This is a genomic window from Streptomyces sp. NPDC001828, from assembly GCF_042892175.1.
Lineage (GTDB): Bacteria > Actinomycetota > Actinomycetes > Streptomycetales > Streptomycetaceae > Streptomyces.
In genome coordinates this window covers 257764-276312 of sequence record NZ_JBIATV010000009.1, presented here as the reverse complement: position 1 = coordinate 276312, position 18549 = coordinate 257764, and the positions used below count along the sequence as shown (strand labels likewise).

The following is an 18549-nucleotide window of genomic DNA, read 5'->3' as shown; positions in this document are numbered from 1 at the left end:
TGCGAGCTCCTGGTTGGTCACCGCGCTCCCCCTTGTCCATCGCTTACGTACGGTCCGTCGGGCACGACCATGGTGCCGATGCCCTCATCGGTGAAGATCTCCAGCAGGATCGAGTGCGGGACCCGTCCGTCGATCACGCGCGCGGTGTTGACCCCGTTGCGCACGGCGAACAGGCAGCCCTCCATCTTGGGGACCATGCCGCTGGAGAGCTCGGGCAGCAGCTTCTCCAGCTGACGTGCCGTCAACTTGCTGATCACGTCGTCGCTGTTGGGCCAGTCCTCGTACAGCCCCTCGACGTCGGTCAGAACCATCAGGGTCTCGGCGCCCAGCGCAGCCGCAAGTGCCGCAGCCGCCGTATCAGCATTGACGTTGTAGACATGTCCGTCGTCCTGGGAGCGGGCGATCGAGGAGATGACCGGGATCCGGCCGTCGTCCAGGAGCGCCTTGATGGCGCCCGGGTCGATCGCGGTGATCTGGCCCACCCGGCCGATGTCGACCAGTTCGCCGTCGATCTCGGGGCGGTGCTGGGTGGCGGTGATGGTGTGGGCGTCCTCGCCGGTCATGCCGACGGCGAGCGGCCCGTGCTGGTTGAGCAGCCCGACCAGCTCGCGCTGCACCTGGCCGGCGAGCACCATGCGGACGACGTCCATGGCCTCCGGGGTGGTGACCCGCAGGCCCGCCTTGAACTCGCTGACCAGGCCCTGCTTGTCGAGCTGCGCGCTGATCTGCGGGCCGCCGCCGTGCACGACGACGGGCTTGAGGCCGGACTGCCGCAGGAACACCACGTCCTGGGCGAACGCGGCCTTCAGGTCCTCGTCGACCATGGCGTTGCCGCCGAACTTGATGACGACGGTCCTGCCGTGGTGCCGGGTCAGCCAGGGCAGCGCCTCGATGAGGATCTGCGCCTTGGGCAGGGCGGTGTGTTTGCGAGTGCTCATGAGCTGTACGCGCTGTTCTCGTGGACGTAGTCGGCAGTGAGGTCGTTCGCCCAGATGACGACGGGACCTGCGGTGCCGGCCGCGAGGTCGGCGGTGATCCCGACCTCCCGGTAACGCATGTCGACGAGGTCGCGGTCCTCGCCGACCGAGCCGTTCCTGCACACCCAGACGCCGTTGATGGCGACGTTGAGGCGGTCCGGGTCGAAGGCGGCCTTCGTGGTGCCGATGGCGGACAGGACCCGGCCCCAGTTGGGGTCCTCGCCGTGGATGGCGCACTTGAGCAGGTTGTTCCGGGCGATCGAGCGCCCGACCTCGACGGCGTCGTCCTCGTCGGCTGCGTTGATCACCTCGATGCGGATGTCCTTGGAGGCGCCCTCGGCGTCCCCGATCAGCTGGCGCGCGAGATCGTCGCAGACGGTGCGGACGGCCTCGGCGAACTCGCCGTATTCCGGGGCCAGTTGAGCGGCGCCGGAGGCGAGCAGCAACACCGTGTCGTTGGTGGACATGCAGCCGTCGGAGTCGACCCGGTCGAAGGTCTGCCGCGTCGCGTCGCGCAGGGCCTTGTCGAGGGTGGCGGCGTCGAGGTCGACGTCGGTGGTGAGCACGACCAGCATGGTGGCGAGCCCGGGGGCGAGCATGCCGGCGCCCTTGGCCATGCCGCCCACGGTCCAGCCGTCCCGGGTGACCACGCTGGTCTTGTGCACGGTGTCGGTGGTCTTGATGGCGATGGCGGCCTTCTCGCCGCCGTGCGGGGAGAGTTCGGCGGCCGCCCGCTCGATGCCCGGCAGCAGCTTGTCCATCGGCAGGGTCACGCCGATGAGGCCGGTGGAGGCGACGGCGACCTCGCCCGCGCTGTGCCCTTCGAGCACCTCGGCGACCTTCTCGGCCGTGGCGTGGGTGTCCTGGAAGCCCTTGGGGCCCGTACAGGCGTTGGCGCCACCGGAGTTGAGGACCACGGCGCTCACCTCGCCGCCCTTGAGCACCTGCTCGGACCACAGGACCGGGGCGGCCTTGACGCGGTTGGAGGTGAAGACGCCCGCGGCGGCGCGGCGGGGCCCGGTGTTGACCACGAGGGCCAGGTCGGGGTTGCCGTTCTGCTTGATTCCGGCGGCGATGCCCGCCGCCGTGAACCCCTGCGCTGCCGTCACGCTCACGGCGCAACTCCAATCGTGGAAAGGCCCGTCGACTCGTCGAGCCCGAGGGCGATGTTCATGCTCTGCACCGCGCCGCCGGCGGTGCCCTTGGTGAGGTTGTCGATGGCGCTGACGGCGATGACGCGGCCGGCGCTCTCGTCGTGGGCGACCTGTACGTGAACGGAGTTGGACCCGTACACCGATGCGGTGGTGGGCCACTGCCCGGCGGGGAGCAGGTGCGCGAACGGCTCGTCCGCGAAGGCCTTCTCGTACGCGGCCCGTACGCTCTCGGCGCTCACCCCCTCCTTCGCCTTGGCGGAGCAGGTGGCGAGGATGCCACGGGACATCGGCGCGAGGGTGGGCGTGAAGGACACGGTGACGTCCTCGCCGGCCACGGCGCTCAGGTTCTGGATCATCTCGGGGGTGTGCCGGTGCCCGCCGCCGACGCCGTACGGCGACATCGAGCCCATCACCTCGCTGCCCAGCAGATGCGGCTTGAGCGCCTTGCCCGCGCCGGAGGTGCCGGTGGCGGCGACGATCACGGCGTCGGGCTCGACGAGTCCGTCCCGGTACGCGGGGAACAGCGCGAGGGAGACGGCCGTCGGGTAGCAGCCGGGCACGGCGATCCGCCGCGTGGACGTCAACGCGGCGCGAGCGCCCGGCAGTTCGGGCAGCCCGTAGGGCCAGGACCCGGCGTGCGCCGAGCCGTAGAACTTCTCCCAGTCGCCGGCGTCCCGCAGCCGGAAGTCGGCCCCCATGTCGACGACCAGGACGTCGTCGCCGAGCTGCTCGGCCACGGCGGCGGACTGCCCGTGCGGCAGCGCGAGGAAGACGACGTCGTGCCCCGCGAGGACCTCGGCCGTGGTGGCCTCCAGCACCCGCCCGGCCAGCGGAACAAGGTGCGGCTGCAGCGCGCCGAGCGGCTGCCCGGCGTTGGAGTTCGCGGTCAGCGCCCCGATCTCGACCGCCGGATGCCCGAGCAGCAGACGCAACAGCTCCCCGCCCGCATACCCACTGGCCCCTGCCACTGCCGCCCGTACCGCCGCCATCGAATCCTCCTCGGTGATGGCATGACTATACGCAGCCATGCAGTTTTATGCAAAGAGTTCCGGTGTGGGCCACGGGCTGCCGGGGTGCGCGGTGCCCAGGCAGGACACGTCCTGGTCGCCGGCCGCCGGCCCGCCGGGACTCGGCGGAGCGGGGAGGACCGCAACCGTTCGGGGAGAGGAGCCGGTCATGGCTGCGGCCACACACCGCCGTCCCGTGGACGGGCGCCGGGCCACTCCGCCCGTCGACCGGTCAGTGAGGGCCGCCGGACGCGGAAGCGCCGCCGGCAGGAGAGGTCGCACCGGCCCGGGCGGGGCCAGCACCCGGGACGGCCCGGCCCACGAGTTCCTGGAAACCGCTCCAGGACCGGGTGGGCTGCCCCGCGTTCCACACCTTCTCCGACAGAGCCGCGAGCGGCATCTTGATCCCGCTCGCCACCTGCGCCTCGGTCTGCGCCCCCGCCCTGTCGCCCCAGACGGCCAGCCGGCCGCCCAGGATGGAGTCCTGGTAGCGGGCGGCGTCGGGGACGGGCCGGCTGCCGCGCAGCACCGCGGGGGTCCATTCCTCGTAGATCGCCCGACCGGTCGGATACGTGAAGTCGTTGGGCTGGCCCAGGACGTAGTACAGGTACGCGTCGTTGAGGTTGACCACCTTGCGCCCCTCGGCGAGGTACCCCTCGGGCAGCCGGGCGCCGATCTCCTTGCCGGTCCAGTACTCGGCCTCGATGGCCGCGTCGGCCTTGGCGATGCCACCGGTGTAGAAGCCGTCGTTCCACGCCTTGAGCCGCTTCTTGGAGGGGGGCAGCGCCCGGGCCCTGTCGTCGAGCCAGCGGGTGGCGAGGTCCTTGACCGTGCCGCCCGGCCCGTACAGCCGGTGGGCCGCGGCCGCGAGGCCCGGGAACGAGGCCTCCGGGTTGCGCCGGGTCAGGGCCTGGTACTCGTCACCGCCCAGATGCCACGCACCACCGGGGAACAGGGGCAGGAACTCCTTGTACAGCGCGTCGACCACCGGGCCGGCGCCGGCCTGGGAGATGTCGATCGCCCCTTGCACGATCCGGCCGTCGACGTCCTTCAGCCGCAGGTCCGGGAAGGACTTGAGCACCGCTCCCAGATGTCCGGGGGAATCGATCTCGGGCACCACCGTGATGTGGAGGGACTCGGCCAGCTTGACGATCCCGGCCAGTTGCGCCTGGCTCAGGCGGGCCGTCGAGACACTCTTCGCGTATCGGGGGTTCTTTATCTCGATCCCGAACCCCTGGTCGTCGGAGAAGTGCAGGACGAGCTGGTTGAGCTTGAGGTCGGCCATCTCGCGCAGCCGTGCCTCGATCCACCCCGGGGTGAAGTACTTGCGGGCGATGTCCAGGTTCAGGCCCCGCTGAGGCTTGGCCGGACCGTCGGTGACCGTGCCCTCGGCCAGTGCTCCCGTGGTGCGCACGGCCTGCTTGACGGTACGGGTGCCGTAGAAGACGCCCGCCTCGTCCGGGCCGGTGACGTCCACCCGGCCATCCCGCACGGTGATCCCGTACGACTCCGCCGGGCCCGAGGCCCCGGACAGCGCGAGGCGTATGTCCCCGGGCCCCGCAGCGGCGGTCTTCCCGTACGCCAGCCCCAACTCCCGTGCCAGGAGCTCGCCTTCGTCGGCCAGGCCGGGGCTCTTCCCGTCCGTCACCACGCGCGAGCCGGGTCCCGGGCGCCAGCCCGGGCCGGAAGCCGCCTTGAACGCGCGGACGGAGGGCACCACGGACGGCGGACCGGTGGCCGTCGGCGCCGCGGGCCGTCCGGGGGCGGCGGGCACCACCGCGGAGGCTGTCCCGGAACCCGCGAGGAAGAGGGCCGAGACGACGACCGTCGTCACGGTGTACCGGTGGTTGTTCCTGTGTACGGACATGTTCCTCCGCTCCGCTCCGTTCGCCCTACCACGCTGGCACGCGGGCCGGGAGGCCGCGACCGGGGCGGGGTGCGGCAACTCGCTGCATCCCGGGGTGATCGCCACACCGATGATCCAGGACCTCCTGGACGAGCAGGGTGACCAGCAGCCGGACATCCGGCGCACCCCGATGCGCCGGGCCGGCCGCGCCGACGAGGTCGCATCCGCGATCCTCTTCCTGGCCTGCGACGACTCCTCGTTCGTCACCGGCTCGGAGCTGGTGGTCGACGGGGGGCTCACGGCGCACTGAACAGCCGGGCCGCGTGGCGGCCCGCCTCCAACGCCGCACCCTCCAGTGGCCGGACCCGCAGGGGGTTGCTCGGCCGGCACGGGAAGCTAGGATCCGCCCCATGGGGCTGACCGTGGATGACGTGGACCGGTTCGAGGCATCGAGGCCCCGGCTGGAGGCCATCGGCTATCGGATGCTCGGTTCCGCGAGCGAGGCCGAGGACGCGGTGCAGGAGACGTTCCTGCGGTGGCAGGCGTCCGGGGGCGCCCACGTCGAGGTGCCCGAGGCGTGGCTGACCAAGGTGCTCACCAACATCTGCCTCAACCAGCTCACCTCGGCGCGGGCCCGGCGGGAAACGTACGTGGGGCAGTGGCTGCCCGAGCCGCTGCTCGACGGGGACCCGATGCTCGGCCCCGCCGACACCGTCGAGCAGCGCGACTCGGTGTCGTACGCGGTGCTCGCCCTGCTGGAGCGGCTTTCCCCCAACGAGCGGGCGGTGTACGTCCTGCGGGAGGCGTTCGGATACCGGCACCGGGAGATCGCCGAGGTGCTCGACCTCACCGAGGCCGCCTGTCAGCAGATCTTCCACCGGGCCAGGAAGCACGTGGCCGAGGGCACGGCCCGTACCGAGATCGACCGTGCCGCGGCGCGGCGGGTCGTCGAGGAGTTCCTCGCCGCCGCCGCCAGCGGAGAGACCGAGCCGCTGGTGCGGCTGCTCACCTCGGACGCCCGGGCGATCGGCGACGGCGGCGGAAAGGTCCCGGCCCGCACCAAGGCGTTCGAGGGCGCTGTCGCGGTCGCGAAGTTCATGCGGGGCCTGTTCAAGCCCGGGAAGGCCAAGCGGGACCTGGTCGGCGGTTCGGCCGAGGTCTACGCCGCGAGCGCCAATGGCGGGCCCGCCGTCGTGGCGGTCGTGGGCGGGCGGGTCGTGGGCGTCGTGTGCCTGGAGATCGGCGCCGACGGCATCGCCGCGTTCCGCAGCCAGGGCAACCCCGACAAGCTCGAACGCGCGACCCGGCAGTGGGCCGCCGGTGACCACGGGGAGCCGCTGCACCGCATCTTCTGACCCGGATGTGACGTGCTTCACATCCGGCACCTGTCAGGAAACGGCGGGCCGCCCGGTTCAAGGGGCGACACCGCGCGAGACAGGAGCAGGGACATGCAGCACCGCATCATCGTTCTCGGAGCCGGATACGCCGGAGCCATCGCCGCCGGACGCCTCGCCAGGCGGCTGTACCGCGAAGACGTGGCCGTCACCCTCGTCAACGCCGAGCCCGACTTCGTCGAGCGCGTCCGACTGCACCAGCTCGCGGCCGGCCAGGACCTCAGGCCCCGGCCCCTCGACGAGATGTTCGCGGACACCGGCGTCGAGGTTCGGCTCGCGAAGGTCACCGGCGTCGATGCCGACCGGAAGGCCGTCGCCGTCGTGGACTCGGACGGGGTGGCCGGGGAGCTCTCGTACGACACCCTCGTGTACGCCCTCGGCAGCGGCTGGAGCGACCACGGCGTCCCCGGCGCGGCCGAGCACGCCCACGAGATCGCCGGCCGCGCGGGCGCGCTGCGGCTGCGCGAGCGGCTGGCCGGGATCGGCGCGGGACAGCAGGTGGTCGTGGTCGGCGGTGGTCTCACCGGCCTGGAGGCCGTGACCGAGATCGCCGAGGCCCGCCCGGACCTCGATGTCGCCCTCGTCGCCCGTGGCGGGCTCGGCGACTGGCTCTCGCCCAAGGGCCGCGCGCATCTGCGCAAGGTGTTCGGCGCCCTCGGCATCACCGCGTACGAGAGCACGGCCGTCACCGGCGTGGCGGCCGACCATGTCACCACCGCCGACGGCCGCGCGATCCCGGCCGCGGTCACCGTGTGGACGACCGGATTCGCCGTCCACCCCATCGCCGGGGCCACCACCCTGGAGGTGGACGGCACCGGCCGGATCGCGGTCGACGCGACCATGCGCTCGCTCTCGCACCCGGACGTGTACGCCGTCGGCGACGCGGCCACCGCGACGGGCCCCGGCGGCAAGCCGCTGCGCATGTCGTGCGCGTCGGGCACCCCCATGGCGTGGCAGGCCGCCGACGCGATCGCGGCCCGCCTGACCGGCGGGAAGCTGCCGAGCGTGGCGCTGCGCTACTTCAACCAGTGTGTCTCGCTGGGCCGCCGGGAGGGTCTGATCCAGTACGTGACGGCCGACGACCGGGCGGTGCGCGGGGTCCTGACGGGGCGGTTCGCCGCCCTGTACAAGGAGCTGGTCTGCAAGGGCGCGGCCTGGGGCGTCGCCAACCCGCTGCTCGGGATGCCGGCCCGGCGCCGCCATGTCGTGGCCCGGCCGTCCCGCACCGACACGGTGAACCCGGCCGGCCCTGCCGACGCGGCCGACTCCACCGCCAAGGTCTCGGCCTGACCGGTGGCCCGTGGAGGGCCGCCCGCTACGCGGCCCCCAGCTCGGCCAACCTCCGTTCCAGGAAGGCCCGTTCGGCCGCGTTTCCCGTGCGGGCGAGTGCCTCCTCGTACGCCCGCGCCGCTTCCTTGGCCCGGCCGAGCCGGCGCAGGAGGTCCGCGCGGGTGGCGTGGAAGAGGTGGTACTCCGCCAGGTCGAGCGCGTCCACGAGGGCGAGGGCCTCGGCCGGGCCCTCGGTCTCGGCCACCGCGACGGCCCGGTTGAGGGCCACGACCGGCGTCGGGGCGAGGGCGAGCAGCTGGTCGTACAGCTGCCGGATCTGGTGCCAGTCCGTCTCCCCCGCTGTCGCGGCGTCGCTGTGCACGGCGTTGATCGCGGCCAGGATCTGGTACGGCCCCGGCCGGCCCAGGCGCAGACAGCGGCGCACCAACTCCTGTCCCCGGGCGATGAGTTCGGGGTCCCAGCGGGTGCGGTCCTGGTCCGCCAGGAGGACCAGCTCGCCGGCCGGGCCGGATCTGGCGGCGCGGCGCGACTCGGTGAGCAGCATGAGCGCGAGCAGGCCGAGGGGCTCCGGCTCGTCCGGCATCAGCTCGACGAGCAGCCGGCCGAGGCGCAGGGCCTCCGCGCAGAGGTCGTCGCGTACCAGGCGCTCGCCGGAACTCGCCGCGTACCCCTCGTTGAAGACCAGGTAGACGACGGCGAGCACCGCGCGCAGCCGCTCCGGGAGGTCCGCCTCGTGCGGGACTCGGTACGGGATGCGGGCGTCGCGGATCTTGCCCTTGGCCCGCACCAGGCGCTGGGCCATCGTCGGTTCGGGCACCAGGAAGGCCCGGGCGATCTCGGCGGCACTGAGGCCGCCCAACAGCCGCAGCGTCAGGGCCACTTGGGCCGTGGGGGCGAGCGAGGGGTGGCAGCACGTGAAGATCAGGCGGAGCCGGTCGTCGTGCACGGGGCCCTCCTGGACGGGTTCGTCGGCCGCGTACAGGAGGTCGCGCCGGGCGGCCTCGGCCTGCCGGTCGGCGCGGGTGGCCTCCCGGCGAAGCCGGTCGACGGCCCGGTTGCGGGCGGTGGTGATGATCCAGCCGGCCGGGCTCGGCGGTGGCCCGTCGACGGGCCACCGGGCCAGCGCGGTCGTGAACGCGTCCTGCACCGCTTCCTCGGCGAGGTCGATGTCCCCGAGCACCCGCACGAGGACCGCGACCGCCCGGCCGTACTCCGCGCGGAAGATCCGCTCGACCCCGGCGTCGCCCGCCTCCCCGTACCGCGACCGCGTCACTCCTGGACTTCGCCGTAGAAGGGCCGCACCTCGATGGGCAGCGTGGTCGCCCGCACCGCCTTGCGGCCCCACTCCAGGGCCGCGTCCAGATCGGGCGCCTTCACGACGCACAGTCCGCCGAGGTATTCCTTGCTCTCGATGTACGGCCCGTCGGTGGTGAGCACGTCGCCGTTCCTCTCGCGCAGCACCGTGGCCGTGGAGGGCGCCGCGAGCCCCCCGGCGAAGACCCAGGCGCCGGCCTCCTTCAGCTCCTGGTGGAAGGCCTGGAGGTTGCCGGTGATCCTGGCCATCTCGGCCGCAGACGGCGGGGTGCCCTCGCTCGGCGTGACCACGCTGAGCAGGTAATACGTCGCGTTCGTCATCACGTTCTCCTCGTACGGTGGCGGCCCCGGCGGGGCGGCCCTCACCATCTATACGAACGGGATCCCGCCCGATCGACACGGATCGCGGGCCGGTGCCGAAGTTTTTTCGCCGCGCGCGGGGACGTTCGTGCGTTTCGGCGCGGTCTTCCTCGACACCGGCGCCGTCGCCGTCGGGGCCGGTGTCCGGATCGGGCCCAGCGTCCGACTCCTCACACCCGTGCACGAGTTGGCTGCCGAGCGGCGGCGGGCGGAGGCGCCGGCCAGGCCTACTGCACGCCGAGGGCCATCCACTTGTCCGCGGTTTCCAGGGTGCGGAAGCCGATCTTCTCGTACACCCCGTGGGCGTCGGCCGTGGCGAGCAGGATCCTGCGGAGCCCGGCCGGCTCCAGGTGGTCCCGCACCGCGGTGACCAGGGCCGTGCCGAGGCCCTTTCCGCGTGCGGCGGGGTCGACGTACACATCGCAGAGCCAGGCGAAGGTGGCATGGTCGGTGACGACCCGCGCATAGGCCACCTGCTCGCCCGAAGTACGGTCGTACGCACCGAAGTTGAGGGATCCGGCGATGGCGGCGTCCTGCTTCTCGCGGGCGCGGCCGAGGGCCCAGTACGCGTCCGTGCAGAGCCAGTGGTGGACCCGGGCGGCGTCGAGGCGGGCGGGGTCGCTGGAGATCGCGTAGTCGCGGAAGATCACGTCACTCATGACGGGAGCCTCGCAGGCGGGGTTGTCAGTAGTCCAGCACACCGTCCAGGGCGGTGCGCAGTCTGCGGACGGCCTCGGAGATCTCCGCGCGGCCCGTCACGCCCGCGAAGCTGAGGCGCAGGTGCCCGGCCGGGGGTTCGGCGCTGAAGTAGGGGCGGCCGGGGGCGACGGCGACGCCCGCGCGCAGCGCGGCGGACACGACGGCGGCCTCGGAGGCGCCGTCGGGCAGGCGGAGCCAGAGGTGGTAGCCGCCGGACGGGACGTGGGGCAGGGCGAGTTCGGGGAGGTGGTGGAGGACGGCGGCGGCGAGGGCTTCCCGGCGTGCGGTCAACTCGCTCGAAACGGCGCGCAGATGGCGGCTCCAGGCCGGCGAGCCGACGAGTTCGAGGGCGGTCTCCTGCAGGGGGCGCGGCACGAAGAAGGAGTCGACGACCTGGATCGCGCGCAGGCGTTCGAGGACCGGCCCCCGGGCGGCGAGCGCACCGACCCGCAGGCTCGGCGAGGTCGCCTTGGTGAGGGACGAGACGTGGACGACGACCCCGTCGGGGTCGTCGGCGGCCAGCGGGACGGGCAGCGGGCCCGCGTCCTCGTGGGCGAGCCGGCGGGCGAAGTCGTCCTCGACGACGAACGCGCCGTGGGAGTGGGCGATGCGGACCACTTCGCGGCCCCGGTCCGGGGCGAGGAGGGCGCCGGTCGGGTTCTGGAAGAGGGGCTGGCAGATCAGGACACGGGCGCCGGTGGCGGCGAAGGCACGGGCGAGGAGCTCGGGGCGGATGCCGTCGGGGTCGACGGGGACGGGCACGGGCCGAAGGCCCGAGGCCCGGGCGATGGCCAGCAGGCCGGGATAGGTGGGCGACTCGACGAGGACGGGTGCGCCGGGCGCGGCGAGCGCGCGCAGGGCGGTGGTCAGGGCGGTCTGGCCGCCGGCGGTGACCAGGACGTCGGCGGCGGTGACGGCGCCGCCGATCTCCCGGGCGAACCAGGCCCGCAGTTCGACGAGCCCGTCGACGGGCGGGCGGCTCCAGACGCCCGGGCGGCGACCGGCCCGGCCGAGGGCGGCTGCCATGGCCCGCTCGGGCTGGAGGCCCGGGTCGAGGTAGCCGCCGCTGAGGTCGACGACTCCGGTCGGCGGGACGACGAGGGTGGCCAGGACGCCGCTCGCGTCGACGGCGCGCGGGGCCGGTTCGGTGGCGCCGTCGGCGCTGAGCGCGACCTCCTGCCAGGAGGTGTCGCCGGTGCGCGGGGCGCTCGTACGCGGCTCGGCACGGTAGGCGCCCGCGCCGGGACGGGTGACGACGAGCCCCTCGGCGACGAGCTGGGCGAGCGCACGCGAGACCGTCACCGGGGACACCCGGTACCGCTCGACGAGCACCCGGCTCGACGGCAGCTTTCCGCCCACCGAGTAGCGGTTCAGCTCGCTCCGCAGGGATTCCGCCAGTTCAGCCACACTGCTACGCTCATGCATGACAGCACAGGATAGCGCTACTCCGCTCAGCTCGATAGCGGTCGGCACGGATCGCGGGACCGGTCCGGCCGCCGGCACCCGAGGGGTCGTCGTCGGCAGCGGGCCGGTCGCCGCCGAAGAGGCCGGCACCGGCACCTCCCTCCCGCAGGGAGCGCTGCTCGCCGCGCTCGGCGTCGTCTCTTTCTCGCTCACCTTCCCCGGCACCGCCTGGGGCCTGGAGAGCTTCGGTCCCTGGTCGCTCGTGTGCCTGCGGATCGCGCTGTCCGCGCTGATCGCGGGCGCGCTGCTGCTCGGGCAGCGGGTGCCGCTTCCCGACCGGGCGCACTGGGCCGGTCTCGCCGTGGTCGCCGGTGGTTCGCTCGTCGGGTTCCCGCTGCTCACCACCCTCGCCCTGGAGACCTCGACGACCTCGCACGCCGCCGTGGTGATCGGGCTCCTCCCGCTGGCCACGGCGGCCCTGGGCGCGGTGCGCACCGGGCGGCGGCCCTCGCCCGCGTTCTGGGCGGCGTCGCTCGCCGGGGCCGCGGTGGTCGCCGTCTTCACGGTGCGGCAGAGCGGCGGGGTGCTGTCCTCGGGGGACGTCTACCTGATCGCGGCGCTGCTGGTCTGCGCCGCCGCGTACGTGGAGGGCGGCCGGCTCGCCGCGGTGATGCCGGGCTGGCAGGTGGTCGGCTGGGCGCTCGTGCTGTGCCTGCCGTTCGCGCTGGCCGGCGCCTCGCTGGCGCTCGTCCACGAACCGTGGCGGCTCACCGGCCACGGCGTGGCCGGTCTGCTCTGGCTGGCCGCCGGGTCCAACTGCTTCGGCCTGTACGTCTGGTACCGGGGGCTCGCCACGGTCGGCGTGCCGAGGGCCAGCCAGTTGCAGCTCGCCCAGCCGCTGCTCACGCTCGTGTGGTCAGTTCTGCTGCTCGGCGAGCACCTCTCCCCCGCCGCCCCGCTCGCCGCGGCCGGGGTCCTGGTGTGCATCGCCGTGACCCAGCGGGCGAGGTCGTGAGGGGCCGAGGTTCCGGTCCGGCTCAGCGGGAGCGGGCCTGGTAGTGGTCGGCGACGACGCGGGCCATCGCCCCGACGCGGTCCTCGGTCACCTCCTTCGCGGCGAAGAAGCAGTGGCCGCGCACCGCGGCGTACCGCCCGGCCAGGGTCAGATGGCGGGAGAGCTCGGCCGGGTCCTGCCAGGCGGCGGGCTGCGCCGGATCGCCCGCCTTGTACAGGGCCTCGCCGATGTACAGGTCCACGCCGGTGCCCCGGGTGACCTCGTCCCACCAGGGCACCAGGACCGCGTAGTCGGCGGCGGCGAGACCGATGTTCCAGTACAGCTGCGGACAGATGTAGTCGATGAGGCCCGCTCGGACCCAGGCGCGGGTGTCGGCGTGCAGATCGTCGTAGGTCTGGACGCCGGCCGTGGTCGCCGAGCCCCGAGGATCACTCGCCCGGTTGCGCCACACCCCGAACGGGCTGACTCCGAAACGGAGTTGGGGCCGCAGCTCCTTGAGCCTGGCCGCCGTCTCACGCACCAGGAGGTCGATGTTGTCGCGCCGCCAGGCATCACGGTCGGGGAAGGCCGACCCGTGGCGCGCGTACGCCTCGTCGTCGTCGAAGCTCTGGCCCGCCACCGGGTAGGGGTAGAAGTAGTCGTCCCAGTGGACGCCGTCGACCGCGTACCTGCGGACCGCGTCGAGCATCGCGTCCTCGACGAAGCGGCGGACCTCGGGCAGACCCGGGTTGTAGTAGAGCTTCCCGCCGTACGGGACGACCCAGCCGGGGTGCAGTCGGGCGGGGTGCGTCGGGACCAGACGCGAGGGGTCGGTGTGGTTCGCGACGCGGTACGGGTTGAACCAGGCGTGCAGCTCCAGGCCGCGCCGGTGCGCCTCCTCGACGGCGGTGCCCAGCGGATCCCAGCCGGGGTCCTGGCCCTGTGTCCCGGTCAGCCACTGCGACCACGGTTCGTACGGGGACGGCCACAGCGCGTCGGCGGTCGGGCGGACCTGGAACACCACCGCGTTCAGCCGCCGCTCGACCGCCTTGTCCAGGTGGGCCAGGAGTTCGGCGCGCTGCGCCTCGGCGGTCAGGCCCGCCCTGGAGGGCCAGTCCCGGTTGGCCACACTGGCCAGCCAGACCCCGCGGAACTCGCGCCGATGCCTGCGGCCCGCCACTTCCCGCACCGCCCGCTCCAGCGTCCCGTCCCGGTCCACGGCCGTCGCACCGCCCGCCGTGACAAGGCCGCTGAGCGCTCCGGCCGTGCCCGCCACGAAGCTCCTGCGCGTGATTCGCCCCACGTCACACCCCTCGCTCGGATCCCATCGGCCCAGGTGTACCGGACAGCATGCCCGCCCCGGCCCCACTGGCACACGCGCGTCCGGAGTAACGTCAGGGGCCGAAGGCGGGCGCCGGAATCACACGGGGGACCCGCCGGGGACGGCAGTAGAGCGAAGCGAAAGGCACGATGTGACCGACATCGAACGCGTCGGAATTGTGGGCTGTGGCCAGATGGGCGCGGGCATCGCGGAGGTGTGCGCCCGCAGCGGCCTGGACGTCATGGTCGCCGAGACCACCGGCGAGGCCCTGGAGATCGGCCGCACCCGGCTGCACAACTCCCTCTCGAAGGCCGCCGAGCGCGGCAAGATCACCGAGGAGGAGCGCGACGCGACGCTCGGCCGGCTCAGCTTCACCACCGACCTGGGCGAGTTCGCCGACCGCGACCTCGTGATCGAGGCCGTGGTGGAGAACGAGCAGGTCAAGACCGAGATCTTCCAGGTCCTCGACCAGGTGGTGACCCGCCCGGACGCGATCTTGGCCTCCAACACCTCCTCGATCCCGCTGGTGAAGCTCGCGGTCGCCACCTCGCGGCCCGACCAGGTCATCGGCATCCACTTCTTCAACCCGGCCCCGGTGCAGAAGCTGGTCGAGCTGATCCCCGCGCTCACCACGTCCGAGGGCACCATCAGCCGCGCCCAGGTGCTGGTCGAGAAGGTCCTCGGCAAGCACGCGATCCGCGCCCAGGACCGCTCGGGGTTCGTGGTCAACGCGCTGCTGATTCCTTATCTGCTCTCGGCGATCCGGATGTTCGAGTCGGGCATCGCCAGCCGTGAGGACATCGACAACGGCATGGAGCTGGGCTGCGCCCACCCGATGGGCCCGCTCAAGCTCGCCGACCTCATCGGCCTGGACACCGTCGCCTCGGTCGCGGACTCGATGTACGACGAGTTCAAGGAGCCGCTGTACGCCGCTCCCCCGCTGCTCCAGCGGATGGTGGACGCGGGACGCCTCGGCCGGAAGACCGGGTCCGGTTTCTACTCGTACGCCTGAGTAAAACGGCGTACTTCTGTATACGCGGGTGTACGCCTGAAAGGCCTGGGCCGGGCGCGTGCCGCGCACACCGGGTGTGCGGCACGAGCCCGCATATGCCCATCGCACACGCTCCCGCCCCTGGTGCACGGCGAGTTGACTCTGAGCCAGCACATCAATGGCACGTCCGGACAGGACTAAGGAGCCCCACCGTGTCCAGCCACCCGGGACATTCGACCACCGTCGACGAACTGGCGGAGTTACGCCGCCGCCTGGACGTCGGCATGGCCCACATGGACGGACAGCTCGCGCTGCTCGCCCAGCGGGGCGAGCAGACGGAGCGTGAACTGACCGAGACGGCGGGACGGGTGGCGGCCCTCGAACACCTGAGGTGGCCGCTCCCCGCCCTCACCGCACTGGCCGCCCTCGGCGCGCTCTCGCTCGCCGTGTGGCAGGCCCTCGGCCGCTAGGGCCTGGCGCGACTAGCCGTCGCCCAGTCGCAGATGGTGCAGGAGCAGGAGTCCGGCCGCCATGTTGGCGGCCGGGACCTCCCCCCGGGCGACCATGTCGGGCACCAGCTTGAGGGGTATCCACTCGCGGCGTGACGACTCGAAGTCGTCCTCGGGGTGGCCGATGTACTCGGCCGACTCGGACCAGAACAGATGGTGCCGGGCGTCGATGAGCCCGTTGGCGGGCTCGACGGTGAGCAGGGGTTTGAGCGGTCCCGGCCGCCAGCCGGTCTCCTCCTCCATTTCCCGGGCGGCGGCGGCCTCGATGTCCTCGCCGTCCTCCACGACTCCGGCGGCCAGCTCCCAGCCCCAGCTGTCGGTGATGAAGCGGTGCCGCCAGAGCAGCAGCACCTCGTTGGCCGCGTTGACGACGGTCGCGACGGCGACCGGCCGCAGCCTGATCAGGAAGTGGTCCAGGTGTCGCCCGTCCGGAAGCTCTACGTCCGCGAGGTTGACCCGAAACCAGCGATTTTCATACACAGTTTGTTCGCTCAGGTTCGTCCACTGCACGTTTCTGCCACCTTCCGACAAGTAGATGGCAATATCGCAGCAGGCTGACGATTAGAGGGGAACGCGAAGTGCCCCGTCGATCAGCTCGGCGGCCTCGTCGGCGCCCGCGCAACCGCTCTCGACCAGGTGCTCGCGCACCACGCGCAGCCGGTCACGCAATCGCTGCGACTCCATCCCCCGGGCCCGCTCCGCCATCTCGACCGCGGTGGCCACGGCCCGGTCAGCGTCGCCCTGCCGCAGCTCGATCTGCGCGAGCATCGCAAGGCGGTGCACCCTGCCCCTGTCGTGGGAGGGCTCGTCGGCCGCGAGGGCGGCCTGTTCGCGCGCGGCCGTCAGGTCACCGAGGCTGAGCAGGGCCTCGGCCACCTGGACGTTGACCAGGCCCGGCTGCACATAGCCGGTCTCGGCCGGCTCCTGGCCCGGCCTGATCCGCCCGGCCGCCGACTCCGCGCTCCGGATCGAGGACAGCGCGCTGTGCCCGTCGCCCAGGTGCGCGTACGCCTTGGCCTGCATCGCGTGCAGATCGGAGGCGAGCGCGGGGCTCAGCCGGCCGCCCGCCGCGCGCAGGGCCGCCTCGGCGAAGGCGACCGACTGGCGGTAGTCCCGCATGAACAGGGACTGGTTGACGAGCAGCGCGATGACGTAGGCCCCAAGTCCCCTGTCCCCACTGGCCTTTGCGAGGCGCAGCGCCTGGTGGAAGTAGCGCTGGGCCAGACCCTGCGCGTTGGAGTCGTAGGCGCAGATTCCGGCGATGGCCACCAACCCGCCCGTGGCGCGGTGGAGTTGGCGCCCGGTGGCGTCGGTGTAGCCGCCGCGCAGTAAGGGCGCCGTCTCGGCGTTGAGGAAGCCGACGATGCGCGAGCGGGTCGCGATGCCGCCCGCCTTGCGGTACATCAGCTCGTAGTGCTCGCGCGCCGAGCGCAGCATCTCGATGTCGGACTCGGCCACCGCGGTCTGGCCGTCGCGGGACACATCGGTGTCCTCCGGCGGGTTCTCCCACTCCCACACGGGCATGACGGCCGGGGTTCCGGTGACGGCCGGGGCGTCCAGGATGTGGGTGCGCTGCTGTTCGTCCGAGCGCCACAGGGCGGTGGCCCGCTCGACGAACCCGGCGAGCGGAGAGCCGTGCACGGGGGCCGGTTCGCCCGGCACCCCGAGGCCGATGTCGTCGAGGGTGACCCGGCGGCGGAGCCGGCCCGCGAGCACCTCGCATATCAGGTCGGGCACCTGGCCGCGCGGCCGCTGGCCCTTCAACCACCGTGCCACGGCGGTGTGTTCGTATCTGAGTGCGAGACCTCTGGCCCGTCCCGCCTGGTTCACCCGGGCCGCCAGGCCCGCGTGCGAGATCCCCGCCTCGTCCACCAGGGCGTCGAGCAGGGTATTGGGCTGCATGGGCCCCTCCAACGGCTCGGTGTGGTCAGCGTAATCGAGCCCGGTTCACACGGGGTGTGAACCGAGTACCCGCATTTATGCGCCGCGCTCTCTGCCCACGGGCGCCCCCAGTCGGTTGACTCTGAACCGCCTCCCGTTGAGGCGGTCGGGCCGCCGGCTCCCCCTCGTACAGTGCGGCGGCCCGCTCCCGGCGCCGTCCGCCCTGTCCGCGCTGCCCGGCACTCCCGGCAGGGCGGCGGCGCCTCATCGTCAGCGGCGTGCACCCGCCGCCGCACCGGCCGCCTGCTGGGCGGGCACCCGGACCCGGTCGTTGCGCAGCACCAGGAGGGCCACGTCGTCCGAGAGCCGCCCGCGCGTGTGGGCCAGGAGCGCGCGCCGCACCCGCTCGACCACATCGGCCGGCGACACCGGCGAGGGGCGGGAGGCGACCGTGAGCGCCTCGCGCAGCGCGAAGAACCGCCCGGCACCGTCCCGGGCGTCCTCGGCGCCGTCGGTGTACAGGCAGAGCGCCTCGCCCGGCAGCAGCCGGGTGCAGCACAGCGGGGGCAGTTCGGCGGGCAGCGGGAAGGGGCCGAGCGGCGGCAGCGGGTCGCCCGGGGTCAGCGGCTCGGCGCCGCGGCCCAGCCGATAGGGCCAGGGATGGCCGCAGTTGAGGGCGTACACATCGCCGGACGGCCGGATCTCCAGGAGCAGTACGGTGACGAAGTCCTCGCCGAGCGGCCGCTCCGGTTCGGCGCCGCCGGACGCCGGGTGCTCGGCGCGGCAGCGCTCGCGCAGATGACGCGCGAGGGCACGGTCCAACCTCCTGAGCACGCCCGCGAGTTGGGGCTCGTCGTAGGCGGCCTCGCGGAAGCTGCCGAGGACGGCGGCGACCGCGCCGATCGCGCCGAGCCCGTGGCCGCGCACATCCCCCATCACCACGCGCACCCCGTACGGGGTCGACATCGCCTCGTAGAGGTCGCCCCCGATCGACGCGCCACGGCTCACCGAGAGCTGTCCGGCGGCCAGCGCGATGCCGTCGAGCCGTGCGGGCACGGGCCGCAGGAGCGCCCGCTGGGCGACCTCGGCGATGTGCCGGATGCGCCTCAACTCCCGCTCCGCCGCGCTCCGTACGCCCGCCGCCAGCCACACCACGGCGATCAGGAAGGCCCCGCACATCGCGATCCGGAAGACCATGCCGTCCGCACCGGCCGGCGGGCGGGCCAGCTCCCAGGCGATCACCAGGGCCAGCCAGCAGGACGGCAGGGCGAGAACGAGGCCCCGGCGGGAGCGCAACGCCGTCGCACAGGCAGCGGTCCATCCCGGTGTACGGATCATGCCGTCGGCCCCCCTCGGCCTCTGCGCCCCGCATGGCACTCGACCACACGGACCGGACGCCGCACCGGCC

Annotated in this window: 17 protein-coding genes and 1 pseudogene; 6 read left to right on the top strand and 12 right to left on the bottom strand. The window is 73.0% G+C overall.

Annotated elements, in window-relative coordinates:
• Positions 1-17: 17 nt before the first annotated feature.
• From argB to ACFYZA_RS25280, 4 genes are all read right to left on the bottom strand, one after another.
• The gene (gene argB, locus ACFYZA_RS25295) at positions 18-938 is read right to left on the bottom strand and encodes an acetylglutamate kinase (protein ID WP_382599029.1); all 921 of its coding nucleotides are present in this window, start codon (positions 936-938) and stop codon (positions 18-20) included.
• Positions 935-2092 carry a bifunctional glutamate N-acetyltransferase/amino-acid acetyltransferase ArgJ gene (argJ, locus tag ACFYZA_RS25290; RefSeq protein ID WP_388492909.1) on the bottom strand — a complete coding sequence of 386 codons (1158 nt, stop codon included), beginning with the start codon at positions 2090-2092 and terminating at the stop codon, positions 935-937. The genes argB and argJ overlap by 4 nt, the downstream gene beginning before the upstream one ends.
• Entirely contained in the window at positions 2089-3120 is a 1032-nt protein-coding gene (argC, locus tag ACFYZA_RS25285; protein WP_382599065.1) for an N-acetyl-gamma-glutamyl-phosphate reductase, read from the bottom strand. The genes argJ and argC overlap by 4 nt, the downstream gene beginning before the upstream one ends.
• A 250-nt stretch (positions 3121-3370) precedes the next feature.
• Complete coding sequence (locus ACFYZA_RS25280; RefSeq protein WP_388492907.1) at positions 3371-5005, bottom strand: glycoside hydrolase family 20 protein; 1635 nt, start codon at positions 5003-5005, stop codon at positions 3371-3373.
• 76 nt (positions 5006-5081) lie between these two features.
• Here ACFYZA_RS25280 and ACFYZA_RS25275 point away from each other — a divergent pair.
• The 3 genes and pseudogenes from ACFYZA_RS25275 to ACFYZA_RS25265 all read left to right on the top strand — a co-directional run.
• Positions 5082-5294 (top strand): annotated as a pseudogene (locus ACFYZA_RS25275) (SDR family oxidoreductase); the annotation flags it as partial.
• A gap of 100 nt (positions 5295-5394) precedes the next feature.
• On the top strand, positions 5395-6339 hold the full coding sequence (sigJ, locus tag ACFYZA_RS25270; protein WP_388492906.1) for an RNA polymerase sigma factor SigJ: 945 nt from the start codon (positions 5395-5397) through the stop codon (positions 6337-6339).
• Positions 6340-6432: 93 nt separating this feature from the next.
• The gene (locus tag ACFYZA_RS25265; protein ID WP_388492904.1) at positions 6433-7668 is read left to right on the top strand and encodes an NAD(P)/FAD-dependent oxidoreductase; all 1236 of its coding nucleotides are present in this window, start codon (positions 6433-6435) and stop codon (positions 7666-7668) included.
• A gap of 25 nt (positions 7669-7693) precedes the next feature.
• On the opposite strand, the gene ACFYZA_RS25260 is transcribed toward ACFYZA_RS25265, so the two are convergent.
• From ACFYZA_RS25260 to ACFYZA_RS25245, 4 genes are all read right to left on the bottom strand, one after another.
• Positions 7694-8941, bottom strand: coding sequence for an RNA polymerase sigma factor (locus ACFYZA_RS25260; protein WP_388492902.1), 1248 nt, complete (start codon positions 8939-8941; stop codon positions 7694-7696).
• Entirely contained in the window at positions 8938-9303 is a 366-nt protein-coding gene (locus ACFYZA_RS25255; protein WP_382599039.1) for a YciI family protein, read from the bottom strand. The genes ACFYZA_RS25260 and ACFYZA_RS25255 overlap by 4 nt, the downstream gene beginning before the upstream one ends.
• Positions 9304-9569: 266 nt before the next feature.
• Positions 9570-10001 carry a GNAT family N-acetyltransferase gene (locus ACFYZA_RS25250; RefSeq protein ID WP_388492900.1) on the bottom strand — a complete coding sequence of 144 codons (432 nt, stop codon included), beginning with the start codon at positions 9999-10001 and terminating at the stop codon, positions 9570-9572.
• 25 nt (positions 10002-10026) lie between these two features.
• Positions 10027-11466 (bottom strand): PLP-dependent aminotransferase family protein, encoded by a 1440-nt coding sequence (locus ACFYZA_RS25245; protein ID WP_388492899.1) that lies wholly within the window; start codon positions 11464-11466, stop codon positions 10027-10029.
• On the opposite strand from ACFYZA_RS25245, the gene ACFYZA_RS25240 reads away from it, so the two are divergent.
• Positions 11465-12460 carry a DMT family transporter gene (locus ACFYZA_RS25240; protein ID WP_388492898.1) on the top strand — a complete coding sequence of 332 codons (996 nt, stop codon included), beginning with the start codon at positions 11465-11467 and terminating at the stop codon, positions 12458-12460. The two genes, ACFYZA_RS25245 and ACFYZA_RS25240, sit on opposite strands and share 2 nt — an antisense overlap.
• Positions 12461-12482: 22 nt before the next feature.
• Here ACFYZA_RS25240 and ACFYZA_RS25235 read toward each other — a convergent pair whose 3' ends face one another.
• On the bottom strand, positions 12483-13742 hold the full coding sequence (locus ACFYZA_RS25235; protein WP_388492896.1) for a glycoside hydrolase family 10 protein: 1260 nt from the start codon (positions 13740-13742) through the stop codon (positions 12483-12485).
• Between the two features lie 169 nt (positions 13743-13911).
• Here ACFYZA_RS25235 and ACFYZA_RS25230 point away from each other — a divergent pair, with 169 nt between their 5' ends.
• Together ACFYZA_RS25230 and ACFYZA_RS25225 are read left to right on the top strand one after the other, a co-directional pair.
• Positions 13912-14772, top strand: a complete 861-nt coding sequence (locus ACFYZA_RS25230) for a 3-hydroxybutyryl-CoA dehydrogenase (RefSeq protein WP_382599049.1) — start codon at positions 13912-13914, stop codon at positions 14770-14772.
• A 191-nt stretch (positions 14773-14963) separates the two neighbouring features.
• The gene (locus tag ACFYZA_RS25225) at positions 14964-15221 is read left to right on the top strand and encodes a hypothetical protein (protein ID WP_382599052.1); all 258 of its coding nucleotides are present in this window, start codon (positions 14964-14966) and stop codon (positions 15219-15221) included.
• Positions 15222-15233: 12 nt separating this feature from the next.
• Here ACFYZA_RS25225 and ACFYZA_RS25220 read toward each other — a convergent pair whose 3' ends face one another.
• From ACFYZA_RS25220 to ACFYZA_RS25210, 3 genes are all read right to left on the bottom strand, one after another.
• Positions 15234-15770, bottom strand: coding sequence for an NUDIX domain-containing protein (locus ACFYZA_RS25220; protein ID WP_382599054.1), 537 nt, complete (start codon positions 15768-15770; stop codon positions 15234-15236).
• A 51-nt stretch (positions 15771-15821) separates the two neighbouring features.
• Positions 15822-17162: a transcriptional regulator gene (locus ACFYZA_RS25215; RefSeq protein WP_382599056.1), complete on the bottom strand. Its 1341-nt coding sequence runs from the start codon at positions 17160-17162 to the stop codon at positions 15822-15824.
• Between the two features lie 249 nt (positions 17163-17411).
• On the bottom strand, positions 17412-18479 hold the full coding sequence (locus tag ACFYZA_RS25210; protein ID WP_388492893.1) for a PP2C family protein-serine/threonine phosphatase: 1068 nt from the start codon (positions 18477-18479) through the stop codon (positions 17412-17414).
• Between the last annotated feature and the right edge of the window lie 70 nt (positions 18480-18549).